This window comes from Microbacterium sp. SWDP-B6, assembly GCF_059803615.1.
Genome location: NZ_JAPFGV010000004.1, coordinates 204,307 through 225,513, shown reverse-complemented (window position 1 = coordinate 225,513; position 21,207 = coordinate 204,307). Strand labels below are relative to the sequence as shown.

The 21,207-nt window shown below is 69.0% G+C and carries 19 protein-coding genes; 7 read left to right on the top strand and 12 right to left on the bottom strand.

The window, feature by feature from the left end; genetic code table 11:
* Positions 1-53: 53 nt before the first annotated feature.
* The 6 genes from OPU70_RS08345 to OPU70_RS08320 all read right to left on the bottom strand — a co-directional run bounded on the left by OPU70_RS08345 (position 54) and on the right by OPU70_RS08320 (position 6,525).
* Entirely contained in the window at positions 54-857 is an 804-nt protein-coding gene (locus tag OPU70_RS08345) for an HpcH/HpaI aldolase family protein (RefSeq protein WP_498557515.1), read from the bottom strand.
* Positions 842-1,627: a fumarylacetoacetate hydrolase family protein gene (locus OPU70_RS08340; protein ID WP_475123511.1), complete on the bottom strand. Its 786-nt coding sequence runs from the start codon at positions 1,625-1,627 to the stop codon at positions 842-844. Before OPU70_RS08340 ends, OPU70_RS08345 begins: the two co-directional genes overlap by 16 nt.
* Before the next feature lie 74 nt (positions 1,628-1,701).
* Entirely contained in the window at positions 1,702-2,865 is a 1,164-nt protein-coding gene (gene hpaD, locus OPU70_RS08335) for a 3,4-dihydroxyphenylacetate 2,3-dioxygenase (RefSeq protein WP_475123512.1), read from the bottom strand.
* Positions 2,866-2,879: 14 nt separating this feature from the next.
* A complete protein-coding gene (gene hpaE / locus OPU70_RS08330) occupies positions 2,880-4,376 on the bottom strand; it encodes a 5-carboxymethyl-2-hydroxymuconate semialdehyde dehydrogenase (protein ID WP_498557514.1) in 1,497 nt (498 codons plus the stop codon).
* Positions 4,373-5,059 (bottom strand): GntR family transcriptional regulator, encoded by a 687-nt coding sequence (locus OPU70_RS08325; RefSeq protein ID WP_042539350.1) that lies wholly within the window; start codon positions 5,057-5,059, stop codon positions 4,373-4,375. The genes hpaE and OPU70_RS08325 overlap by 4 nt, the downstream gene beginning before the upstream one ends.
* Complete coding sequence (locus OPU70_RS08320) at positions 5,056-6,525, bottom strand: fumarylacetoacetate hydrolase family protein (protein ID WP_498557524.1); 1,470 nt, start codon at positions 6,523-6,525, stop codon at positions 5,056-5,058. Before OPU70_RS08320 ends, OPU70_RS08325 begins: the two co-directional genes overlap by 4 nt.
* Positions 6,526-6,676: 151 nt before the next feature.
* Here OPU70_RS08320 and OPU70_RS08315 point away from each other — a divergent pair, with 151 nt between their 5' ends.
* Positions 6,677-8,056, top strand: a complete 1,380-nt coding sequence (locus OPU70_RS08315) for an MFS transporter (RefSeq protein WP_498557513.1) — start codon at positions 6,677-6,679, stop codon at positions 8,054-8,056.
* A 61-nt stretch (positions 8,057-8,117) separates the two neighbouring features.
* Here OPU70_RS08315 and OPU70_RS08310 read toward each other — a convergent pair whose 3' ends face one another.
* A complete protein-coding gene (locus tag OPU70_RS08310; RefSeq protein WP_042539356.1) occupies positions 8,118-8,819 on the bottom strand; it encodes an IclR family transcriptional regulator in 702 nt (233 codons plus the stop codon).
* Positions 8,820-8,951: 132 nt separating this feature from the next.
* Here OPU70_RS08310 and OPU70_RS08305 point away from each other — a divergent pair, with 132 nt between their 5' ends.
* Both OPU70_RS08305 and OPU70_RS08300 read left to right on the top strand, forming a co-directional pair.
* Positions 8,952-10,823 carry an FAD-dependent monooxygenase gene (locus OPU70_RS08305; RefSeq protein ID WP_498557512.1) on the top strand — a complete coding sequence of 624 codons (1,872 nt, stop codon included), beginning with the start codon at positions 8,952-8,954 and terminating at the stop codon, positions 10,821-10,823.
* 281 nt (positions 10,824-11,104) lie between these two features.
* Positions 11,105-11,485, top strand: a complete 381-nt coding sequence (locus OPU70_RS08300; RefSeq protein ID WP_042539360.1) for a VOC family protein — start codon at positions 11,105-11,107, stop codon at positions 11,483-11,485.
* A gap of 18 nt (positions 11,486-11,503) precedes the next feature.
* Here OPU70_RS08300 and OPU70_RS08295 read toward each other — a convergent pair whose 3' ends face one another.
* From OPU70_RS08295 to OPU70_RS08285, 3 genes are read right to left on the bottom strand one after another with little or no spacing between them, the layout of a single operon-like run.
* On the bottom strand, positions 11,504-11,938 hold the full coding sequence (locus OPU70_RS08295) for an NUDIX hydrolase (protein WP_042539362.1): 435 nt from the start codon (positions 11,936-11,938) through the stop codon (positions 11,504-11,506).
* A gap of 34 nt (positions 11,939-11,972) precedes the next feature.
* On the bottom strand, positions 11,973-12,827 hold the full coding sequence (locus OPU70_RS08290) for a PhzF family phenazine biosynthesis protein (protein ID WP_498557511.1): 855 nt from the start codon (positions 12,825-12,827) through the stop codon (positions 11,973-11,975).
* Between the two features lie 27 nt (positions 12,828-12,854).
* Positions 12,855-14,609 (bottom strand): thiamine pyrophosphate-binding protein, encoded by a 1,755-nt coding sequence (locus OPU70_RS08285; protein ID WP_079112428.1) that lies wholly within the window; start codon positions 14,607-14,609, stop codon positions 12,855-12,857.
* Between the two features lie 204 nt (positions 14,610-14,813).
* Between OPU70_RS08285 and OPU70_RS08280 the strand changes: the two genes are divergently transcribed.
* From OPU70_RS08280 to OPU70_RS08265, 4 genes are read left to right on the top strand one after another with little or no spacing between them, the layout of a single operon-like run.
* Positions 14,814-16,499 carry a circularly permuted type 2 ATP-grasp protein gene (locus OPU70_RS08280; RefSeq protein ID WP_498557510.1) on the top strand — a complete coding sequence of 562 codons (1,686 nt, stop codon included), beginning with the start codon at positions 14,814-14,816 and terminating at the stop codon, positions 16,497-16,499.
* Positions 16,493-17,419 carry an alpha-E domain-containing protein gene (locus OPU70_RS08275; protein WP_042539371.1) on the top strand — a complete coding sequence of 309 codons (927 nt, stop codon included), beginning with the start codon at positions 16,493-16,495 and terminating at the stop codon, positions 17,417-17,419. The genes OPU70_RS08280 and OPU70_RS08275 overlap by 7 nt, the downstream gene beginning before the upstream one ends.
* Positions 17,416-18,261, top strand: coding sequence for a transglutaminase family protein (locus OPU70_RS08270; protein WP_042539373.1), 846 nt, complete (start codon positions 17,416-17,418; stop codon positions 18,259-18,261). The genes OPU70_RS08275 and OPU70_RS08270 overlap by 4 nt, the downstream gene beginning before the upstream one ends.
* Positions 18,262-18,309: 48 nt before the next feature.
* The gene (locus OPU70_RS08265) at positions 18,310-18,819 is read left to right on the top strand and encodes a phosphoribosyltransferase (protein WP_056375913.1); all 510 of its coding nucleotides are present in this window, start codon (positions 18,310-18,312) and stop codon (positions 18,817-18,819) included.
* Between the two features lie 7 nt (positions 18,820-18,826).
* On the opposite strand, the gene OPU70_RS08260 is transcribed toward OPU70_RS08265, so the two are convergent.
* Together OPU70_RS08260 and OPU70_RS08255 are read right to left on the bottom strand one after the other, a co-directional pair.
* Positions 18,827-20,350 (bottom strand): ATP-dependent DNA ligase, encoded by a 1,524-nt coding sequence (locus tag OPU70_RS08260; RefSeq protein ID WP_498557509.1) that lies wholly within the window; start codon positions 20,348-20,350, stop codon positions 18,827-18,829.
* Positions 20,351-20,429: 79 nt separating this feature from the next.
* Positions 20,430-21,200, bottom strand: coding sequence for an enoyl-CoA hydratase/isomerase family protein (locus tag OPU70_RS08255; protein WP_042539378.1), 771 nt, complete (start codon positions 21,198-21,200; stop codon positions 20,430-20,432).
* Between the last annotated feature and the right edge of the window lie 7 nt (positions 21,201-21,207).

Genomic DNA, 21,207 nt, shown 5'->3' with positions numbered 1-21,207 from the left:
CTCGCTTCTCTGCATCCGTCAATCCTGCCACGCCCCTGGCCGGGCGGTCGGCGTCAGTAGCTGGCGCGGGCGGCGTCGTCGGAGGCCGGGATGAAGCGCGCGGCGAGAGCCTCGGATGCTCGTGCGAGCATCGCCACGTCGGCGCCGACGGCCACGAAATCGGCGCCGGCTGCGATGTACGAATCGGCGGTGGCGGGGTCGAAGGCGTTCACGCCCACGGGAGTGCCCGCGCCCTTGACTGCAGCGAAGACCCGCTCGACCGCGCCGACGACATCAGGGTGCGTCTGCTGGCCGAGGAGCCCCATCGATGCCGAGAGGTCGGACGGGCCGACGAACACCGCATCCACGCCGTCGACCGACGCGATCTCGGCGGCGGCGTCGACTCCGGCCCTCGTCTCGATCTGCACGGTCAGCGAGGTGTGCCGTGCCGAATCCTGCAGGTAGCCGTCGACGCGGTTCCAGCGGGCGCTGCGGGCGAGCGCGCTGCCGACTCCGCGCACACCGTGCGGCGGGTAGCGCGTCGCGGCGACCGCGGCGTGCGCTTCATCGGCAGACGACACCATCGGGACGATGATGTTCTGCGCACCGAGGTCGAGGACCTGCTTGATCGCGACGGCATCGTTCAACGGGACGCGCACGACGGGGACGATGGGGTAGGCGGCCGCGACCTGCAGCTGCAGCAGAGTGGACTCGAGCGTGTTGGCCGAGTGCTCCATGTCGATGAGCAGCCAGTCGAGACCGGATCCGGCGGCGACCTCGGTGACGAGCGGGCTGCCCGAGCACGCCCACATCCCGACGAGCGATCGGTCGGAGGCGGCGAGATGCTCGCGGAAGGAGGGGTTCAGATGAAGCGGCATGCGATCGTTCCCATCGGTCCGTAGTCGCACAGCACCTCGTCGCCGCGCGACACCCACATCGGGCGTGTGAACGATCCTGCCAGGATGATCTCCCCGGCCTCGAGCCGCGCGCCGTGCTGGTGGAACTTGTTCGCGAGCCACGCCACACCTGTCGCCGGATGACCGAGCACACCGGCCGCGACGCCGGTCTCCTCGATCTCGCCGTTGCGTGACAGCACCCCGGGCACCCAGCGCAGGTCGATCTCGTCCGGGCGTTTGCGCACCGTGCCGAGGACCATCGCGCCGTACGCGGCGTTGTCGCTGATCGTGTCGACGATCGTCCGGCCCTCGAGCTCGATGTGCGAGTTCAGCACCTCGAGCGCCGGAACCGCGTAGTCGATCGCCGCGAGTGCGTCCTCGAGCGTGCAGTCAGGACCCTCGAGCGGATGCTTGAGCACGAACGCGAGCTCGACCTCGATGCGCACGTTCGAGAAGTGGTCGACCGGGATCTCGGCGCCGGACTCGTAGACGGTGTCGTCGAACATCACGCCGTAGTCGGGCTCGGTGATGCCCGTGGCCTGCTGCATCGCCTTCGACGTCAGCCCGATCTTGCGACCGACGAGACGACGCCCTGCGGCGATCTGCGAATCGCGCCACACGCCCTGGATCGCATACGAGTCCTCGACGCTGGCCTCGGGGTGGCGCGCCGTGATGCGCCGGATCACCGCGTGGTTCCGGTCGGCCTCGGCCAGTTCCGCGGCGATCTGCGCGACGGTGTCTGCTGACAGCATCGGTTCCTGCTTCCTGTGGGTGCGTTTCGTCTCGGTGCTCCGTGCCCCGCTCGACGAGCGGGGCACGGAGCGTCTCAGAGCTGGTGACCGAGCTTGTACTCGCCCTGCTTGTACTCGGGCATGTCCTTGTCGTCGTCCGGGCGGGTGTACGAGAACCCGTCCGCCCCGATCGTCACGGCCATCTCGGAGTCGTCGGTGCGAGCCACGACGGGCTGGGGGTTGCCGTCGAGGTCGAGCACGAGCGAGGCCTCGGTGTACCAGGAGGGCACGACCGGGTTGCCCCACCAGTCCCGACGCTGGTTGTCATGCACGTCCCACGTGATGACGGGGTTGTCGGGGTCGCCGGTGTAGTAGTCCTGCGTGTACACCTCGACGCGGTGGCCGTCGGGGTCGCGCAGGTACAGGTAGAACGCGTTCGAGACGCCGTGGCGGCCGGGGCCGCGCTCGATGGCGTCGGAGCGGCGCAGGGCTCCGAGCTTGTCGCATATCGCGAGGATGTTGTGCTTCTCGTGGGTCGCGAAGCACACGTGGTGCATGCGCGGTCCGTCGCCGCCGGTCATCGCCGTGTCGTGCACGGTCGGCTTGCGGCGCATCCACGCCGCGTAGACGGTGCCCTCGTCGTCCTGGATGTCCTCCGTGACGCGGAAGCCCAGATCCTGCATGAACTTGACCGCACGGGGGACGTCGGGGGTGACCTGGTTGAAGTGGTCGAGACGCACGAGCTCGCCTGGGATGTGCAGGTCGTAGCGCCACGACATCCGCTCGACGTGGTCGGACTGGTGGAAGAACTCGATCGGGAAGCCGAGCGGGTCGACCACGCGCACCGAGTCGCCGACGCCCTTGACGAAGCCGTCGGGGTTGCGGCGCACGTCACAGCCGAGCTCGGCATAGAACGCGACGGCCCGGTCGAGGTCGGAGGCGTCGCGGACGCGGTAGGAGAACGCGGCGACTGCGGCGATCGGGCCCTTGCGCAGCACGAGATTGTGGTGGATGAACTCCTCCGTCGAGCGGAGGTAGATCGCCTCGTCGTCCTCCTCGGTGACGTACAGGCCCAGGACGTCGACATAGAACACCCGCGAGGCGGCGAGGTCGGTCACGACCAGTTCCATGTAGGCGCAACGGAGCACATCCGGCGGCGTGCTCTCGGGCGTCGCGATGGGGTTGTCGGTCTGGATCGGAGCCTCCTGGCTCACGTAGTAGCCCGATGAGGTCAGCGTCTTCGCAGTCTTGTCGGTCATGTCAGGGTCCTTGATCAGTTCTTGCCGAAGGTCGGATTGTGAGCGCCGCCGAGCGTGATGTGCACGCTCTGCTGGTCGGTGTAGAAGTCGATCGACCGGTAGCCGCCCTCGTGGCCGAGGCCCGAGGCCTTGACGCCGCCGAACGGGGTGCGCAGGTCGCGCACGTTGTTGCTGTTCAGCCACACCATGCCGGCCTCGACCGACTGCGCGAAGTTGTGCGCGCGCTTCAGATCGTTCGTCCAGATGTAGGCGGCGAGGCCGTACTTCGTGTTGTTCGCGAGGGCCAGCGCCTCATCGTCGGAGTCGAACGGCGTGATCGCGACGACCGGGCCGAAGATCTCCTCCTGGAAGATGCGGGCGTCGGGCGAGACGTCGGCGAACACGGTCGGTGCGACGAAGTTGCCCTCGTCGAACCCGTCGGGGCGTCCTCCACCGGCGACGAGCCGACCCTCGGTCTTGCCGATCTCGACGTAGCTCATCACCTTGTCGTAGTGCTCGGGGTGCACGAGGGCGCCGACCTCGGTCGCGGGGTCGTGCGGGTAGCCGACCTTGACGCGCTTCGCCTGCGCGGCGTACTTCTCGACGAACTCCTCGTAGATCGAGCGCTCGACGAGGATGCGGGATCCTGCGGTGCAGCGCTCGCCGTTGAGCGAGAAGACACCGAAGATCGTGGCGTCGACAGCCGCTTCGAGGTCGGCGTCGGCGAAGACGACGGCGGGCGACTTGCCGCCGAGCTCCATCGAGAGTCCCTTGAGGAACGGGGCGGCGTTGCCGAAGATCAGCTGTCCGGTCGAGCTCTCGCCCGTGAACGAGATGAGCGGCACGTCCGGATGCTTCACGAGCGCGTCTCCGGCATCCTCGCCGAGGCCGTTCACGAGGTTGAAGACCCCCTTCGGCAGACCGGCCTCCTCGAAGATCCCGGCCCAGAGCGACGCGGAGAGAGGTGTGAACTCGGCGGGCTTGAGCACCACGGTGTTGCCGGTCGCGAGTGCGGGGCCGAGCTTCCATGACTCGAGCATGAACGGCGTGTTCCACGGCGTGATGAGCCCCGCGACGCCGATCGGCTTGCGGTTGACGTAGTTCATCTGCTTGCCGGGCACCTTGAAGGCGTCATCGGACTGCGCGACGATCAGATCGGCGAAGAAGCGGAAGTTCTCGGCGGCGCGGCGGGCCTGGCCGAGGGCCTGGGTGATCGGGAGGCCCGAGTCGTAGGACTCGAGCTCTGCCAGACGGGCATCGCGCGACTCGACGAGGTCGGCGATCCTGTGCAGCACGCGCGAGCGCTCACGGGGGAGCATCCGTGGCCACGGGCCCTCGTCGAACGCGCGCTTCGCTGCGGCGACGGCGAGCTCGATGTCGGCCTTCTTGCCGGCGGCGGCCGTCGTGTAGGTCTTGTTGGTCACGGGGTCGAGCACATCGAACGTGTCGCCGTCGACCGAGTCGACGAACGCGCCGTCGATGTAGTGCTGGATGTGGTCGGGCAGATCGGCGGGGATGCGGGAATCGGTCATGACTCGTCTCCTGAGTTGTGGTGAGAACGGGCGTGCAGCGCGTCGAGGAACGCATCCCTCGTGCGCAGCCTGTGGTTGCGGGCGGCGAGTTCGATCTCGAGCGGGTCGGCACCCGCTCGGATGAGCTCGAGGATCTGGGTGTGCTCTTCGACCGAGTGCTGCGCGCGGCCCGGCACATAGGCGAACGTCGAGTCGCGGATGCCGGACAGTCGCGCCCAGCCGCGGTGGACGAGGTCGAGCAGATGCGGGTTCGGGCACGGCTCGAAGAGCAGCGAATGGAACTGCCGGTTGAGCTCGGTGAACGCGTGCGCATCGAGGTGACCGAGCATCTGCGTCATCCGCTCGTTGACCGCCTCGGCCGCATCGAGCGTCTCGGAGTCGAGCAGCGGTGCCGAGAGGGCGGTGGCCGCGCCTTCGACGAGCCCGAGCGTCTGCATGGTGTGCGCGTACTCGCTCTCGTCGACGAGGGTGACGCGGGCGCCGACGTTGCGCTCGAAGGTCACGAGGCCTTCGGCTTCGAGGCGGCGGATGGCTTCGCGCACCGGCACGACGCTCATGCCGAGCTCTTCGGCCAGCGACCCCAGAACGAGGCGGTAGCCGGGGCCGAACGTGTGGCCGGAGATGCGTGAACGGATCCAGACGTACGCCTGCTCCGATTTGCTCGAGTTCGCGACCGTGGTCATGAGCGGGACTCGGTGTCGGACCCTGCGCCCGTCGCGGCTTCGTATCTGGCGCGCCATTCCGCATTGAGCGGGAACAGCCCGTCGACGGGCTGCCCGGCCGCGACCTGCTCGGCGATCCAGGCGTCCTCGATCTCCTGCGCGAGAGTGTCGTCGGCGATCTGCTCGGCGAGAGCAGGCGGGATGACGATGACGCCGTCGCTGTCGCCGACGATGATGTCGCCGGGCTGCACGGTCGCGCCGCCGCAGGAGATGGTGATGTCGGAGTCCCACGGCACGTGCTTGCGGCCGAGGACCGAGGGGTGCGCGCCCTGCGAGAACACCGGGAGCCCGATCTCGGCGACCGCGTCGAAGTCGCGCACACCGCCGTCGGTGACGACGCCGGCGGCGCCGCGGGCACGAGCGCGCAGCGCGAGGATGTCACCGAGCGTGCCTGTGGTCGCATCGCCGCGGGCCTCGATCACGATGATCTCGCCCTGGTCGACGGCGTCGAACGCGCGCTTCTGGGCGTTGTAGCCGCCTCCGTGGGTCCTGAAGAGGTCTTCACGGAACGGGACGAAGCGCAGCGTCTTGGCCGTGCCGACGATCTTGCTGCCCGGGATGTTCGCGGCCACCCCGTCGATGAAGCACGAGTGGTGTCCTCGTTTGCGCAGCTGCGCCGAGAGGCCTGCGGTGGGGGCCTCGAGCAGCTTGGCGCGCAGCTCGGGGGAGAGGGCCGGCGCTGTCGCCTCGGCGGGCAGGCCGGCCGCTTCACGCGACCCCCAGGCCTCGGTGCGCTGCAGGTCGTCGACGGCCGGAAGCGATCCGAGATCGGCGTCGAAGGGCACGTCTCCCTGCGTCACGGTCGTGACGAGGCGGCCGGAGGACGGCGCGCCCGGGGCATCCGGTGCATCGACCTCGATCTCGACCACGTCACCCGGGACGATCACGGAGGACCCAGCGGGGGTGCCGGTGAGGATGACGTCGCCGGGTTCGAGCGTGAAGTGCTGAGAGAGATCCGCGACGAGCTGAGCCAGAGGGAAGATGAGTCCGGCCGTGGTGTCGTCCTGACGCAGGTCGCCGTTGACCCAGGCCCGCACGCGCAGTGCGGCGGGATCGACGGTGCGGGCGTCGATGAGCTCCGGGCCGAGAGGCGTGTAGCCGTCGCCGCCCTTGGAGCGCACGTTCGAGCCCTTGTCGTTGGCGCGCAGGTCGTAGAGCCCCAGGTCGTTCGAGGCGGTGACCCAGCCGACGTGGCTCCAGGCGTCGTCGAGCGAGACGCGACGCGCGGGGGTCCCGATCACGAGCGCGATCTCGCCCTCGAAGGCCAGGAGCTCCGTGCCGGCCGGGCGTTCGACCGTGCCGCCCGAGGCGGCGACCGAACTGGCCGGCTTGAAGAAGTAGGAGGGGGCTGCGGGGCGACGGCCGCGCTGATCGGCACGGGAGGCGTAGCTCAGGTGGATCGCGATGATCTTGCCGGGGCGGGTCATGGATGCCGTCACGGGGCGCCTCCTCGCGCTTTGGTCGACGCCTTGTGCGTCGTATTCGAAATCATATATCATCGTGTCACCCCTCGGCAAGCAACTCGAACACCTCGTGCGCGAGCCGTGACAATGCGGTCACAATCAAAGGAGACACCCCATGAGCGGGCAGTCACAGGCTGGGTTCACGCCCACCGGAACCATCGCGACACCGGCGGATCGGCGCCGCGTCGTCTTCGCCACCGTCGTCGGCACCACCGTCGAGTGGTACGACTTCTTCATCTACGCCACGGCCGTCGGCCTGGTCTTCGGGCAGCTGTTCTTCGAGCCGCTCGGAGCGAACAGCGCCATCGTCGCGTTCGCGACCGTCGGCGTGAGCTTCCTCTTCCGTCCTCTCGGGGCGTTCCTCGCCGGCCACTACGGTGACAAGTTCGGCCGCAAGGCCGTGCTCATGTGGACCCTGATCCTGATGGGTGCCGCGACCGCCCTCATCGGTGTGCTGCCGACATACGACGCGATCGGTGTCGCTGCGCCGATCCTGCTCGTGCTGCTGCGCATCCTGCAGGGCATCTCGGCCGGTGGCGAGTGGGGCGGCGCGGTGCTGATGGCCGTCGAGCACGCTCCCAAGGCGAAGCGCGGGATCTTCGGCGCATCGCCGCAGATCGGCGTGCCGCTCGGCCTGCTGCTCGCGTCGGGAGTGATGGCGCTGATGACGGCGATCGCACCGGGAGATCAGTTCCTGCAGTGGGGCTGGCGCATCCCGTTCCTCCTGAGCGTCGTCCTGATCCTCGTCGGCTACTACGTGCGCCGGAAGGTCGAGGAGAGCCCGGTCTTCATCGAGCTCGCGGAGCGCAAGGAGAAGGCGAGCATGCCGATCGTGCAGCTGTTCCGCAAGCACCTCCTGCTCGTGATCGTCGCTGCACTCGTCTTCGCCGGCAACAACGCGGTCGGCTACATGACGACCGGTGGATACATCCAGGGATACGCCACCAACCCCGAGGGCCCGATCGGCCTCGAGCGCGGACCTGTGCTGTGGGCGGTCACCGGGTCGGCCGTCACGTGGCTCATCACGACTCTCATCGCAGGGTGGCTGTCGGACCGCATCGGCCGACGCACTACCTACATCATCGGCTGGGTGATGCAGCTCGTCGGTGTGTTCGCGCTGTTCCCGCTCGTCAACACCGGCGACATCGGGCTGCTCTTCGCAGGGCTCGCGATCCTGACGATCGGTCTCGGCTTCACGTACGGACCTCAGGCGGCTCTCTACACCGAGCTCTTCCCTGCGAGCATCCGCTTCTCGGGCGTCTCGATCTCGTACGCCATCGGCGCGATCGCCGGCGGGGCGTTCGCGCCGACCATCGCGACCGCGATCGTGCAGGCCACCGGTTCGACGCAGGCCGTCACCTGGTACCTCGCCGGCATGACGCTGCTCGGCCTCATCGCGACGCTGCTGCTGCGTGATCGCTCCGGCATCCCCCTGGGTCCGGATCACGAGGAGGAGCAGTCGGTGAGCCCGATCCGTGGGCTCGCCAAGGTCTGACGCACGCCCTCACGCCGAACGCACGTCCGCCTCGCGGGCGTGCGTTCGGCGCATCTGCGACTCAGCCGTCGAGGGCTTCGCGGATCGATGCTGCAGAGCGTCGCAGACGCGCCGCGATCTCCGCGTCGTCGAGGTCGGTGGCGACATGCACGACCGCGATCGCCGCAGGGCGCTGACCGCGAAGCGCGAGCGGCACGGCGACCGACTGCACGGTGGGGATGACCTCGTCGTGACTCGTCGCATATCCGCGCACCCGCGCCTCGTCGACCTCTGCGTGCAGGGCCGCGCGGGCATCACCCGGCCATTGCGAGATCGGAAGCTGCGTGAGGATCGCCTTGCCAGGTGCCCCCACCGTGACCGGATGCCGGGCGCCCGGCCGCTGTGCGACGCTCGCGATCGCGTGACGAGGCTCGATGCTCGCGAGTGTGATGCAGTCGTCTCCGTCGAGCACGCCGAGGAAGCAGGTCATGCCGAGTTCGTTCGCGATCGCGGTCAGCTCGGGGATCGCCTCGGCCTGCAGATCGTGGGCGACGCCGGCGGCCAGCGCTGCCATGCGCGGGCCCAGCGTCACAGCGCCTGACGCGTCTCTCCCGATCAGCCGGTGGTCTTCCAGCGTGCGCAGCAGCCGGTATGCGACCGAGCGATGGACGTCGAGTCTCACGGCGATCTCGTCGATCGTGAGCGGGATCCGCGCATCGGCGAGCACCTCGAGGATCCGGATGCCGCGGCTGAGGGTCTGCGAGGCCGGAGTGCCTTCGGGCATGCGTGCGCTCCCTTGCGTTTCGGGACAGGCGTCCCTAAGCTGTGTTCAATAGTAGAACGTCGTGTTCGAATATAGAACACGATCGATTCGATCGCAACACCCGACAGTGACGTCCGGAAGGAATCGACGACGATGCAGTTCCACCACCACGGCTATGTCTCGGGAGACCCGCGTGTGAAGGATGCCGCAGGCATCGGCACCGAGCGGCCCGCAGACATCCCCGACGAGATCGATGTGCTGATCGTCGGCTCCGGCCCCGCCGGCATGCTGCTCGCCGCCCAGATGTCGCAATACCCCGATGTCTCGACGCGCATCATCGAGAAGCGCGAGGGTCGTCTGGTGCTCGGCCAGGCAGACGGCATCCAGCCGCGGAGCGTCGAGACGTTCCAGGCGTTCGGCTTCGCCGAGCGCATCATCGCGGAGGCCTACAACATCGGCTGGATGAACTTCTGGGGCCCGAACCCCGAGCGGCCGAACGAGATCGTCCGCACCTCGCGGACCGCCGACTACGCCTACGACATCTGCGAGTTCCCGCACCTGATCGTCAACCAGGCGCGCGTGCTCGACTACTTCGCCGAGGCCGCGGTGAACGGCCCTGGCCGCATCGCCCCCGACTACGGCATCGAGTTCGCAGGACTCACCGTGCACGACGAGGGCGAGTACCCGGTCGAGGTCTCGCTGCGCTACGTCGCGGGTGAGCGGGCGGGGGAGGAGCGCACGATCCGTGCCAAGTACGTCGCCGGGTGCGACGGCGCGCGCAGCGGCGTACGCCAGGCGATCGGACGCACGCACGTCGGCGGCAGCGCCGCGCACGCCTGGGGTGTCATGGACGTGCTCGTCAACACGGACTTCCCCGACTGGCGCACCAAGTGCGCGATCAACTCGGAGGCGGGCAACATCCTGCACATCCCTCGCGAGGGCGGCTACCTCAGCCGCATGTACATCGACCTCGGCGAGGTCGCCGAGGACGACGACCACCGCGTGCGCCAGACGCCGATCGACGAGATCATCGCCAAGGCGAACGCGATCCTCAGCCCCTACACGCTCGATGTGAAGGAGGTCGCCTGGCACAGCGTCTACGAGGTCGGGCACCGGGTCACCGACGGGTTCGACGACGTGATCGACGGGTCGGGCCGCACGCCGCGAGTGTTCCTCACGGGCGATGCCTGCCACACGCACAGCGCCAAGGCGGGGCAGGGCATGAACGTGTCGATGCAGGACGGCTTCAACCTCGGGTGGAAGCTCGGGTCGGTGCTCACCGGGCGCGCGCCCGAGGCGCTGCTCGCGACATACGGTGCCGAGCGTCGGCCCGTCGCCCAGCAGCTCATCGACTTCGACCGGGAGTGGTCGACGCTCATGGCGCGCAAGCCCTCGGAGATCACCGACCCGACCGACCTCGCGACGTACTATCTCGCCACGGCCGAGTTCCCCTCCGGGTTCATGACCCAGTACACGTCGTCGATGATCACCGGCTCGGACGCGCATCAGAGTCTCGCGGTCGGCTACCCGCTCGGCAAGCGCTTCAAGTCCGCCGAGGTCGTGAGGGTCGGCGACGGCAACGCGATCCACCTCGGCCACCACGCGAAGGCCGACGGTCGCTGGCGCGTGTACGCCTTCGCGGGCCGCGAAGCCGCGACGCTCGACGCGTGGGCGGCCGCAGCTGCGCCGGTCTTCGAACGGTTCACGCCCGCAGATGCCGACACCGATGCGGTGTTCGATGTGAAGGCGATCTACCAGCAGCCGTATGAAGAGATCGAGGTGACCTCGACTCCGGCTCTGTTCCAGCCGAAGACCGGTCCGCTCGGGCTCACCGACTGGGAGAAGGTCTATGCGGCGGGGCCGTCGAAGTGGACGGAGACCGACATCTTCGACGCGCGGGAGCTGTCGCGCGACGGCGTCGTGGTCGTGGTGCGTCCCGACCAGTACGTCGCCGCGATCCTGCCCTTGGAGGCGACGGACCAGTTGGGGGACTTCTTCGGCGGGGCACTGCTGCCGGCATCCTGACTCTGCCGCGGGGCCCTGCGTCCTTCGGGAGGAGATATCCCCTCGGGAGGAGGATCTCCAGCGGGATCTCCTCCCGAGGCGCAGTTCTCCTCCCGAGGGCGTACGGGTGCGGCGACGCACTGGTCGGGGAGACGGCTCGCGAGGGCCGGATGCCTCGCACGGGTCGGATGCCTCGCACGAGCGAGTCATCTCCGGCGAGTGAGGCACCTCTGGCGAGTGTCGGAGCCCGCGCGTACTCTGAGGGCCGATGGGCGAAGTCGCCCCGACAGGAGGAGCGTGTGATGGACTGGAAGATCGAGCTGATCTTCGTCCCGGTCTCGGATGTCGACCGGTCGAAGGAGTTCTACGAGAAGATCGGCTTCCATGCCGATCACGACCAGGTTCCCTACGAGGGCCTGCGGTTCGTGCAGATGACCCCGCCCGGCTCAGCCTGCTCGATCGCCTTCGGCACCAATCTGGGCGAGGGGCTGCTGCCCGGGCAGCAGAACACGATCCAGGTCGTCGTTCCGGATGCCGATGAGGCGCTCGCCCATCTTCAGGGGCTCGGGGTCGCAGCGCAGGGTGTCGATGAGCAGGCGTGGGGCCGGTTCGTGACCTTCGACGACCCTGACGGCAACACGTGGACGCTGCAGGAGCTGCCGGACTACAGCGCTCAGGCCTGAGTTCGGCGGGCGTCGAGTTCAGCGTCCGGCGATCGAGAACAGTGCCTCGGGTGCGCCCGAGGGGAACAGCACTCGTGCGCCGGAGCGGATGTCGTCGATGGGCACCCAGCGCACAGGGCTGCCCTCGTCGAGGATGCGGAGCTCGGCGTCCAGGGGCACCGCGTCCAGCTCCGAACAGGTCACGGCGAAGACGTGGGCGATCTCGTGTCCGGGTTCGCCCTCGTACGTGAAGATGTTCTCGAAGACGCCGAGTGGCTCGGCATCCTCGAGTGTGACGCCGAGCTCTTCCATGAATTCACGGCGCAGCGCGTCGCCCGCCGTCTCGCCGAACTCGATGCCTCCGCCGATCGCGCGCAGGAAATCGAGTCGGCGCGAGCTGTCGTGTCCCTCGAGGGCGAGCAGGTGCCCGTCCTTCACAGGCAGGCCGACAGCGATGTTCCGGATGGCAGGCATCCCGGAACACTAACGCACCGCCGGGCTCGGAGGTTCAGACGATCTGCGTCGCGCCTCCGGACACGACGATCCCGCCGCGGGGAGGGATGGTCACGGTGAGCAGGCTCGGTCGGCGCACATGGGCTCCCTGATGGATTCGCACGGTCGTCTCCGGGTGGCCGAGCGCGCGCAGGTAGGCCCCGGTGGATGCCGCGGCCGAGCCGGTCGCCGGGTCTTCGGTGATGCGACCGACCGGGAAGAGGTTCCGGGCGTCGAAGTCGGCGGGGCCGACGGAATGCAGCACGGTGATGGTGCCGAGCCAGCCGTTCTCTCGCATGAGCGCGGCCACCTCGTCGGGGGAGAAGCGGAACTGGTCGAACAGCTCGCGGTCGTCGACGACCAGGATCGGATGCCAGTTCCCGGCGAACGCCTCCCTCGCAGGGAAGCGGTCGTCGAGGTCTGACCCGGTGAGGCCGAGCATTCGGAGCAGGCGCTCGAGCACGTCGGGGTCGAGGTCGCGCACCTGGGGTTCGACGCTGGTGAACGACACGGTCACACCGCGGTGCGCGTCCACGACCGACCGCAGCGTCACGGCACCCGCGTTCGTGTCGAACACCACCTCGCCCGGTCCGTCACGCTCCGCGAGGGCGACAGCCGTCGCCACCGTCGCGTGTCCGCAGAACGGCACCTCCGCCGCGGGCGAGAAGTAGCGTGCCCGATATCGCGGCACACCGGACTCGTCCGTGCGACCGACGAGGAACGCGGTCTCTGAGAATCCGACGTCCGCGGCGATCTGCTGCATCCGCTCTTCCGTCATGCCGCCGGCATCGAGCACGACTCCCGCGGGGTTGCCGCCCTCCGGAGTCGCGGCGAAGGCGCTGTATCGCAGGACACTCAGATCATCGGTCATGACGAGGAGCCTAGCGATGCCTCGGGGTCATGAGTTCACGCGGATGATCTCCTGCTGGTAGGGCGCGATGACCTCGCCCGAGATCCGGAGGTCGAGCAGCAGGAAGCGCCGTGTCGCGGCATCCTCCTGCGCCCACGTGCCGAGCCGCTCGAGGTCGGCGAGGGACGTGACGACGACGCCCTCTGCGCCGACCGCAGCACCGAACGCCGCGAAGTCGACCTCGGGGATCAGCATCGGACCTTCGGCGAGTCCCTTCAGCCCGTAGAGGTTGACCTCGGCGCCGTAGGCGGCGTCGTTCCAGATCACGGCGATGCCGCGTCCCGCTGCCGCGCGGACGGCGGACTCGAGATCGGCGATCGCCATGAGCCCGCCTCCGTCGCCCGAGGTGAGGACGACCGTCGAATCCCGGCGGGCGAGAGCCGCACCGACGACGCTCGGCCAGCCCTGGCCGATCGACTGGAAGGCGGTGCCGACCATCATCATCCGATCGGGTGCCTCGACCGGCCAGTACATGTTCGCCCAGCCGATGAAGTGACCGCCGTCCGAGACGACGACCCGGTCTGCGGGCAGCAGCTCGGCGATGCGGCGCGCGGCCGAGCGGGGGTCGAGACGGCCGTCGGGGGCGAGTTCGTCTCCCTCGTCGTAGGCTCGGGCGGCCGCGACATCGACGGTCTCGCGCCACGGCTGCCCGGGCACGGCGTCGGATGCCGGCGTCGACGCGCCGCGCATGACCGCCGTCGTCTCGGCGGGGCGGGCCGCTGCTCCCCAGTCGTGCTCGGCTGCGGGGCTGAGAGCGGAGCCGAGCGAGCCGACCCTGGCGACCAGCGCCTCCGCGGCGAGACGGGCGTCGGCACGAACGAAGCCGCCGACGTGCGGGTGCGTGGCCGCCGGCGCGATGTCGACCTGGAAGACCCTGGTGCCGGGCGCGAAGAGTTCACCGAACCGCATCGTGAACTGGTTCAGCGACGCGCCGAAGACGACGGCGACGTCTGCCGTGCGCACGAGCTCCATCGCGCCGTCCGCGCCGAATCCACCCGTGACGCCGAGGTCGTACTGCGTCTCGGGAAAGACGCCGCGACCGAGAGCGGACGAGGCGGTCAGTGCGCCGGTCAGCGCCGCCAGTTCGCCGAGCGCCGAGCCGGCTCCGGCCAACCAGGCGCCGCGGCCGGCGAGCAGGAACGGGCGCGATGCGCCGCGCAGCGCCTGGGCGATCTGGTCGAGCGTGCCCTCGGCGAACTCCCCGCGCGGAGCGAGCGGCGCCGGGATGCCGGGCGCGGGCGCCTCCGGCACAGGGCCGGCCTCGAGCGATGCGACGTCGTAGGGGATGGCGAGCACGACGGGCACGCGGTAGGTCAGGGCGTGCTCGATCGCGATGACGGTGGTCGCTGCAGCGTCGGCACGCCCGACCGTATAGGTGCGGGCACCGACGGCGGATGCCAGGGCGATCTGGTCGACATCCCACGGGCGAGGGCCGGAGGTCGGCTCGTCGCCCACCACGAGCACGAGCGGCACGTGGGCCTGCACGGCCTCGGCGAGGGCCGTGAGGGTGTTGGTGAAGCCTGCGCCGTAGGTCGAGGTGCCGGCGGCGATCCGCCCGGAGGCGCGGAAGTGCGCGTCGGCGGCGACCACGGCGCCCTGCTCGTGGCGGACGGCCGTGAAGACCGCGTCCGTCCGGGTCTCGATCGCGTCGAGGAAGTAGGCGTTGCCGTTGCCCATCACGCCGAAGACGGCGTCGATGTGCTGAGCGAGAGTGAGTGCGACGTGCGCGGAGACGGAGGGCATGCGAAAGCCTTTCGAGACAGGGACGGAGAACATTCGTATTCCGTATGTGTCTCGCCCCCGCGTCTTCGTGGGGAGCTTCGTGCCTCTTTTTCAGGCACCGGCGTCAGAGAGCGCCGGACAGGTAGATCCTATCGCTCCCGGGCCGACGCGGCGCCGACTTGCGCGCGTAACACCGCCGAAACCGCGACGCGGAAACATGCCGTCATGGAGTCACTGTTCGACGGATACACCTCGCGCCGGTCGCCGCGCCGAGCAGGCGCCGCACCGTGGGACGAGATGTTCCCCTCAGACGCGCCATCCGGCGGCGAGGGCGTCCGCCTGCCCTACCAGGACATGTATCCGGCGCTCGCCGCCATGGACGACGCAGAGCTGAGGGCTCGCACCGACGCCCTCGCCAGTTCGTATCTCGCACAGGGAGTCACGTTCGATTTCGCCGGGGAGGAGCGTCCGTTCCCGCTCGATGTGGTTCCGCGCGTTGTCGCCGCCGATGACTGGCGCTATGTCGAGTCGGGGGTGAAGCAGCGCGTGCGGGCTCTCGAGGCATTCCTCGCCGATGTCTACGGTCCGCAACTCGCGGTGCAGGACGGTGTGATCCCCGCGTCGCTGATCAGCTCGTCCGCTCACTTCCACCGTCAGGCGGCCGGCATCGTCGGGGCGAACGGGGTGCGCATCCACGTCGCCGGCATCGATGTCATCCGTGACGAGCTCGGAGCCTGGCGTGTGCTCGAAGACAACGTGCGCGTGCCGAGCGGTGTGAGCTACGTGTTGGCGAATCGCCGCGTGATGGCGCAGACGCTCCCCGAGCTGTTCACCAGTCTCAGAGTCCGCCCGGTCGTCGACTATCCGAGCCGCCTCCTGCAGGCGCTGCGTGCCGCGGCGCCTGACGGCGTCGATGATCCGACCGTCGTGGTGCTGACCCCCGGCGTGCACAATTCCGCGTACTACGAGCACACCCTGCTCGCGCGGATGATGGGCATCGAGCTCGTCGAGGGGCGCGACCTGTTCTGCTCGGGCGGGCGGGTGTGGATGCACACGACCTCCGGCCCCACGCGGGTGGACGTGATCTACCGGCGGGTCGACGACGAGTTCCTCGACCCGCAGAGCTTCCGCCCCGATTCCGTGCTGGGCGCCCCCGGGCTGATGCTCGCTGCTCGCCTCGGCAATGTCACGCTCGCCAACGCCGTGGGCAACGGCGTGGCCGACGACAAGCTGGTCTACACGTACGTCCCCGACCTGATCCGCTACTACCTGGGCGAGGAGCCGGTGATCCCGAACGTCGACACCTGGCGGCTCGAGGACCCGGGTGCGCTCGAGGAGGTGCTCGACAGGCTCGACGAGCTGGTGGTGAAGCCGGTCGACGGCTCGGGAGGAAAAGGGCTGGTCGTCGGGCCCGACGCGTCGCGCGAGACGTTGGAGGCTCTGCGCAGGTCGTTGCGGGCCGACCCTCGGGGCTGGATCGCCCAGCCGGTCGTGCAGCTGTCGACCATTCCGACACTCGTGGAAGACGGATTCCGCCCGCGGCACGTCGATCTGCGTCCCTTCGCCGTCAACGACGGGCACGACATCTGGGTGCTGCCCGGCGGTCTCACCAGGGTCGCTCTGCCCGAGGGACAGCTCGTCGTGAACTCCAGCCAGGGTGGCGGCTCGAAGGACACCTGGGTGCTGGACCCTTCGCTGTTCACCGGGCCGACGACGACCGTGGAGGGCGACCCCGATGCGGCGGCGGACGAGGTGTCGCTCGCCACCGGGGCGATCGCCGTCGTGGCGCCGGCGCGCGAAGAACCGCACCCGCCGTTCCTGTCATCGCCGCAGGACGAGGACCTCGAGCTGCGCCATCACCAGCAGCAGCAGCAACAGCAGCAACAGCAGCGGGGAGGAACAGGATGCTGAGCCGCATCGCCGAGGCGCTGTTCTGGATCGGCCGCTACGTCGAGCGGGCCGATGGCACCGCGCGCATCCTCGACGTGCACCTGCAGCTGCTGCTCGAAGACCCGTGGGTCGAGGAGGACACGGCCTGCCGTGCGCTGCTCTCGGTGATGGGAACCACAGCGGATGCCGACACCGTGCTGAGTCGTGACGACGTGGTGCGGCTTCTCGCGCTCGACCGCGAGCACTCGGCGTCGATCGCCCACTCGATCGCATCCGCCAGGGAGAACGCCCGGCGCGCCAGGGAGATCATCTCGACCGACCTCTGGGAGACGCTCAACGAGTCGAATGCGCGCATGCCCCGTCGTATCGCCTCGGACAAGACGCATCCGTTCTTCCGCTGGGTGCGCGACCGCTCGGCGCTGGCCTTCGGCGTCGTCGACTCCTCGACGAGCCGTGACGAGGCATGGCACTTCTTCGTTCTCGGCCGGTCGATCGAGCGCGCCGACATGACCGCGCGTCTGCTGGCGACGCGCTCGCTGACCGAGGCCGGTGGGCCGAGCTGGACGACGCTGCTGCGCAGCTGCGGCGCATACGAAGCCCACCTGCGCAGCCACCGAGCGGTGCCGACAGGCGCGTCGGCAGTGGAGTTCCTGCTGATCGACCGCCTGTTCCCCCGATCGGTGCTCTCGAGCATCCTGCAGGCCGAGGAATGCCTGCGCGGCATCGATCCGGCCGGCGCATTCGGCGTGCCCGACCGGGCTCATCGCGTGCTCGGTCGCATGCGGTCGGAGCTGGAGTACCGACCGATCGGCGACACCGTGCATCGTCTGTCGGAGAGCATGGAGGAGGTCCAGGTGGGGATGTCAGTGGCGAGTGACGCGATCAGGGAGCGGTACTTCCCGTCGATCGCGATGCCGGTGTGGATCGGAGAGGCGCTGTGAGCCGCCTCAAGATCGTGCATCGCACCGGCTTCCGCTACGAGCAGCCGGCGACGGCGTCGTACAACGAGGCGCGCATGCTGCCGCACTCCCGAGAGGGGCAGTTCGTGCTGCAGGCGACGCTCGACATCTCGCCGACGGCCACCCAGCACTCGTACTCCGACTACTGGGACACGCGGGTCTCGACTTTCGAGCTGCTGACCCCTCATCAGGTGCTCTCGGTCACCGCGACGAGCGTGGTCGACGTCAGGCCGCTCCCGACGGCGACCGCCGGAATCGACTGGGATGAGCTCGAATCCCGGATCCCGCAGTCGCTCGCTCTGGCCGAGTGCGTCGCGCAGACTCCCGCCACCGCCCCGGATGACGAGATGCGCGATCTCGCCCTGCACTTCGAAGCGGAGGGCGGCGGAGTGGACGAGACCGCCCTCGACATCTGCCGCGCGGTCGGGGAGGCGATGGAGTACCGCAGCGGCGTCACCGGCGTGAGCTCGACGGCTCGTGACGCCTGGCCCGCGCGATCAGGGGTCTGCCAGGACATCGCTCACGTGGCTCTCGGGGTGCTGCGCGCAGCGGGGATTCCGGCACGCTATGTGTCGGGATACCTGCACCCCGACCCGACAGCCGCGATCGGGCAGGCCGTGACGGGGGAATCGCACGCCTGGGTGGAGTGGTACTCCGGGGAGTGGCGCGGATACGACCCCACCAACCTCGTCGACATCGGCGAATCCCATGTCTATGTCGGCCACGGCCGCGACTATGCCGATGTTGCTCCGCTCCGCGGGGTGTATGCCGGACCCAGCGCGTCGGAGCTGTTCGTCTCGGTGGAGATCACGCGCCTCGGCTGAGGCGACTGCATGGCCTGACGACGCGCGGCAGTGGGGAAGAATGAGACGATGACGGATGCATCGATCGAGCGCGAGACGCTCACCTGGGACGGTTTCGGATCCGCGACGCGAGATCTCGCGCGCAGCATCCTCGAGAGCGGCTTCGTGCCCGAGGTCGTGGTGGCCATCGCCCGCGGTGGTCTGCTTCCCGCCGGTGCCATCGCGTACGGCCTCGGTGCCAAGAACTGCGGCGCGATCAACGTCGAGTTCTACACCGGCATCGGCACCGTGCTCGATGCCCCGGAGGTGCTGCCGCCCGAACTCGACATGGCCTATCTCGACGGTCGTCGCGTGCTGCTCGTCGACGACGTCGCCGACTCGGGCCGCACGCTCGCGCTCGCGGTGCAGCTGCTGAAGGACAAGGGCGCCGACGTGCGCTCGGTCACGATCTACACGAAGCCATCGACCATCATCCAGCCCGACTACGCGTGGAAGGACACCGATCTGTGGATCAACTTCCCCTGGTCGTTCCAGGGCACGGTGCGTGAAGAGGATCTCGGGCTCGCGCCGTCGGCCTGACCTCGTCTCAGCCGCGCTGCAGCGAGCGCAGAGTCTGGATCGTGTCGGCGTCTGCGACGCTCTTGTCAGGGCGGTAGGCCTTGACGCGTGCGAAGCGCAGCGCGATGCCACCGGGGTAGCGCGGAGAGCGCTGCACCCCGTCGATCGCGATCTCGACCACGAACTCGGGGCGCAGGAACACGGTCGACTGCGTGCGTCGTGTCTCGAACGACGGGAACTGCTCGGTCTGCCAGCGCAGCAGCTCGTCGGTCAGACCTTTGAACGTCTTTCCGACCATCACGAGTCCGCCCGGCTCGCCGAACTCTCCGCTCGGATCGAGAGCGCCGAGATGGAGATTCGACAGCCACCCCTGTCGTCGACCCGAGCCCCACTCGGCTGCGAGCACGACGAGGTCATAGGTGAGCACGGGCTTGACCTTGACCCAGGACTTGCCGCGCCTGCCCGCCGCATAGGGCGCATCGACGCCCTTGACGACGACGCCCTCGTGCCCGGCCGCCAGCGCCTCTCGTGACAGCTGCTCGGCAGCAGCCGGGTCGTCGGTGACGACCCCCGGCATGCGCCACTCGCCGACGGTCTTCTCGAGTTCGGCCAGCCGGATCGAGAGCGGTTCGTCGAGCAGATCGCGTCCGTCGATGTGCAGGATGTCGAAGAACCAGGGGCGCAGCACGAGCTCGCGCGACACGTCGGCCCCGAACCGTGACATCGTCTCCTGGAACGGCCGCGGACCGCCGTCCTCATCGAGCGACAGCGTTTCGCCATCGAGGATCAGGTCGTGGGCGGGAAGGCCTCGCACGATCTCGACGATCTCGGGCAGGCGGTGGGTGATGTCGGCCAGGCTGCGGGTGTACACGCTCACGTCGTCTCCACGGCGATGCACCTGGATGCGTGCTCCGTCGAGCTTGTATTCGACGGATGCCCTGCCCGTGACCTCGAGAGCCGCAGTCGGAGTCGCCGCGGTCGAGGCCAGCATCGGCAGCACGGCACGGCCGACCACGAGGCCGACCGCGTCGAGCTCGGCCGCGGTGCCTGTGAGGGCGATGACCGCCGTGTCACCCAGGTCGCCGGACAGCATCGCTGCTCGTCGCACGGATGCCGCAGGGCGATCCGAGGCGCGAGCGATCGCATCGAGCAGCACGCCGCCGAGCGCACCGGTGCGCAGCTCGCCGAGCATCGCGCGCGACAGGAAATCCCATTCGGTGGCCGTGGCGCGGCCGGCGAGAGCGGAGAGCAGATCTGTCCGGGCGGCCGCAGACCCCGAGCCCGAAGCGCCGACCAGCGCTTCGAACGCCGCGTCGACGTCACCGAGCGACAGGGACGGCTCGTCGGCGTGCATCACCTCGAGGGCGGAGATCCCGCGCCAGCCCACACCCAGGCGTCCCTGACGCGGCGTCGCGAGGAGCAGCCCGACGAGGGTGGGGACGTCGTCCGCGTCCGCGCGCGCGAGCAACCGCGAGAGTGCATCGACCTTGGCGAGACGCGATGCGGTGGCGGTGACCTCTTCAGCGGTGGAGACGAGCTCCGAGAGCAACATGGATGCAGTCTGTCACCGGCATCCGACATCGGCGAAGCCCTTGCCTTCGCCCTCTCCGTCGCAGTAGAGCAGCGACAGCTCAGCGCCCGTGGAACTCAGGCTTCCGCTTCTCCTGGAAGGCGGCGAAGCCCTCGCGGTAGTCATCGGTGTCGCACAGCGCCGCCTGAGCGGTGTTCTCGACCTCGATCGATTCCCACAGCGCCAGCCTCTCGTCGCGGATGCGCGAGACGAGCTGCTTGCTCGCGAGGAACGCGGCGGTGGCACCGCGCGCGGCGGTCGCGGCGGCATCCGTCGTCGTCTGCAGGACCTCGTCGTCGGGGAGCACACGTGAGAAGAGACCCGAGGCCACGGCCTCGGTGCCGCTCATCAGGCGCCCCGTGTAGATGAGGTCGAGCGTCTTGTGCGCGCCGAGGCGGTCGACGAACAGGGCGTGTCCGCCCGAGTCGAGCGTGGCGCCCAGCGCTGCGAACGGCGAGCCGATCTTCGCCGACTCCGCGACGTAGACGACGTCCGTGGCGATCAGCAGTCCCAGCCCGACGCCCAGGCATGCACCGTGGGCGGCCGCGAACGTCGGCGCGGGAAAGCGCGCCATCCGCTGCAGCAGCGGAGTCACGAGCCCGCCGAGGTAGCCCATCACGTCGTCGTCGCGCGGGTCGACCGCCGAGATGTCGCGTCCGGCGCAGAACGCGCGCCCCTCGCCCCTGAGCACAAGTGCGCGCACTCCCGCCGCGTCGGCCTCGTCGTATGCACGGCCGAGATCGCGCAGCGCCTGCGCGTCGAGGGAGTTCAGCGTGGACGGTGCGTTCAGCACGACCGTCGCGACGTCTTCGGAGATGGTGAGATCGATCATCGGATGC

Bases quoted from the DNA above. Each gene is read 5' to 3' on its own strand.
- hpaD (WP_475123512.1), bottom strand. From the start codon at position 2,865: ATGACCGACAAGACTGCGAAGACGCTGACCTCATCGGGCTACTACGTG.
- OPU70_RS08310 (WP_042539356.1), bottom strand. From the start codon at position 8,819: ATGCCCGAAGGCACTCCGGCCTCGCAGACCCTCAGCCGCGGCATCCGG.
- OPU70_RS08340 (WP_475123511.1), bottom strand. From the start codon at position 1,627: ATGCTGTCAGCAGACACCGTCGCGCAGATCGCCGCGGAACTGGCCGAG.
- OPU70_RS08280 (WP_498557510.1), top strand. From the start codon at position 14,814: ATGGAGTCACTGTTCGACGGATACACCTCGCGCCGGTCGCCGCGCCGA.
- OPU70_RS08255 (WP_042539378.1), bottom strand. From the start codon at position 21,200: ATGATCGATCTCACCATCTCCGAAGACGTCGCGACGGTCGTGCTGAAC.
- OPU70_RS08295 (WP_042539362.1), bottom strand. From the start codon at position 11,938: ATGCCTGCCATCCGGAACATCGCTGTCGGCCTGCCTGTGAAGGACGGG.
- OPU70_RS08260 (WP_498557509.1), bottom strand. From the start codon at position 20,350: ATGTTGCTCTCGGAGCTCGTCTCCACCGCTGAAGAGGTCACCGCCACC.
- OPU70_RS08320 (WP_498557524.1), bottom strand. From the start codon at position 6,525: ATGACCCGCCCCGGCAAGATCATCGCGATCCACCTGAGCTACGCCTCC.
- OPU70_RS08285 (WP_079112428.1), bottom strand. From the start codon at position 14,609: ATGCCCTCCGTCTCCGCGCACGTCGCACTCACTCTCGCTCAGCACATC.
- OPU70_RS08265 (WP_056375913.1), top strand. From the start codon at position 18,310: ATGACGGATGCATCGATCGAGCGCGAGACGCTCACCTGGGACGGTTTC.
- OPU70_RS08275 (WP_042539371.1), top strand. From the start codon at position 16,493: ATGCTGAGCCGCATCGCCGAGGCGCTGTTCTGGATCGGCCGCTACGTC.
- OPU70_RS08345 (WP_498557515.1), bottom strand. From the start codon at position 857: ATGCCGCTTCATCTGAACCCCTCCTTCCGCGAGCATCTCGCCGCCTCC.
- OPU70_RS08325 (WP_042539350.1), bottom strand. From the start codon at position 5,059: ATGACCACGGTCGCGAACTCGAGCAAATCGGAGCAGGCGTACGTCTGG.
- OPU70_RS08300 (WP_042539360.1), top strand. From the start codon at position 11,105: ATGGACTGGAAGATCGAGCTGATCTTCGTCCCGGTCTCGGATGTCGAC.
- OPU70_RS08305 (WP_498557512.1), top strand. From the start codon at position 8,952: ATGCAGTTCCACCACCACGGCTATGTCTCGGGAGACCCGCGTGTGAAG.
- OPU70_RS08290 (WP_498557511.1), bottom strand. From the start codon at position 12,827: ATGACCGATGATCTGAGTGTCCTGCGATACAGCGCCTTCGCCGCGACT.
- hpaE (WP_498557514.1), bottom strand. From the start codon at position 4,376: ATGACCGATTCCCGCATCCCCGCCGATCTGCCCGACCACATCCAGCAC.
- OPU70_RS08315 (WP_498557513.1), top strand. From the start codon at position 6,677: ATGAGCGGGCAGTCACAGGCTGGGTTCACGCCCACCGGAACCATCGCG.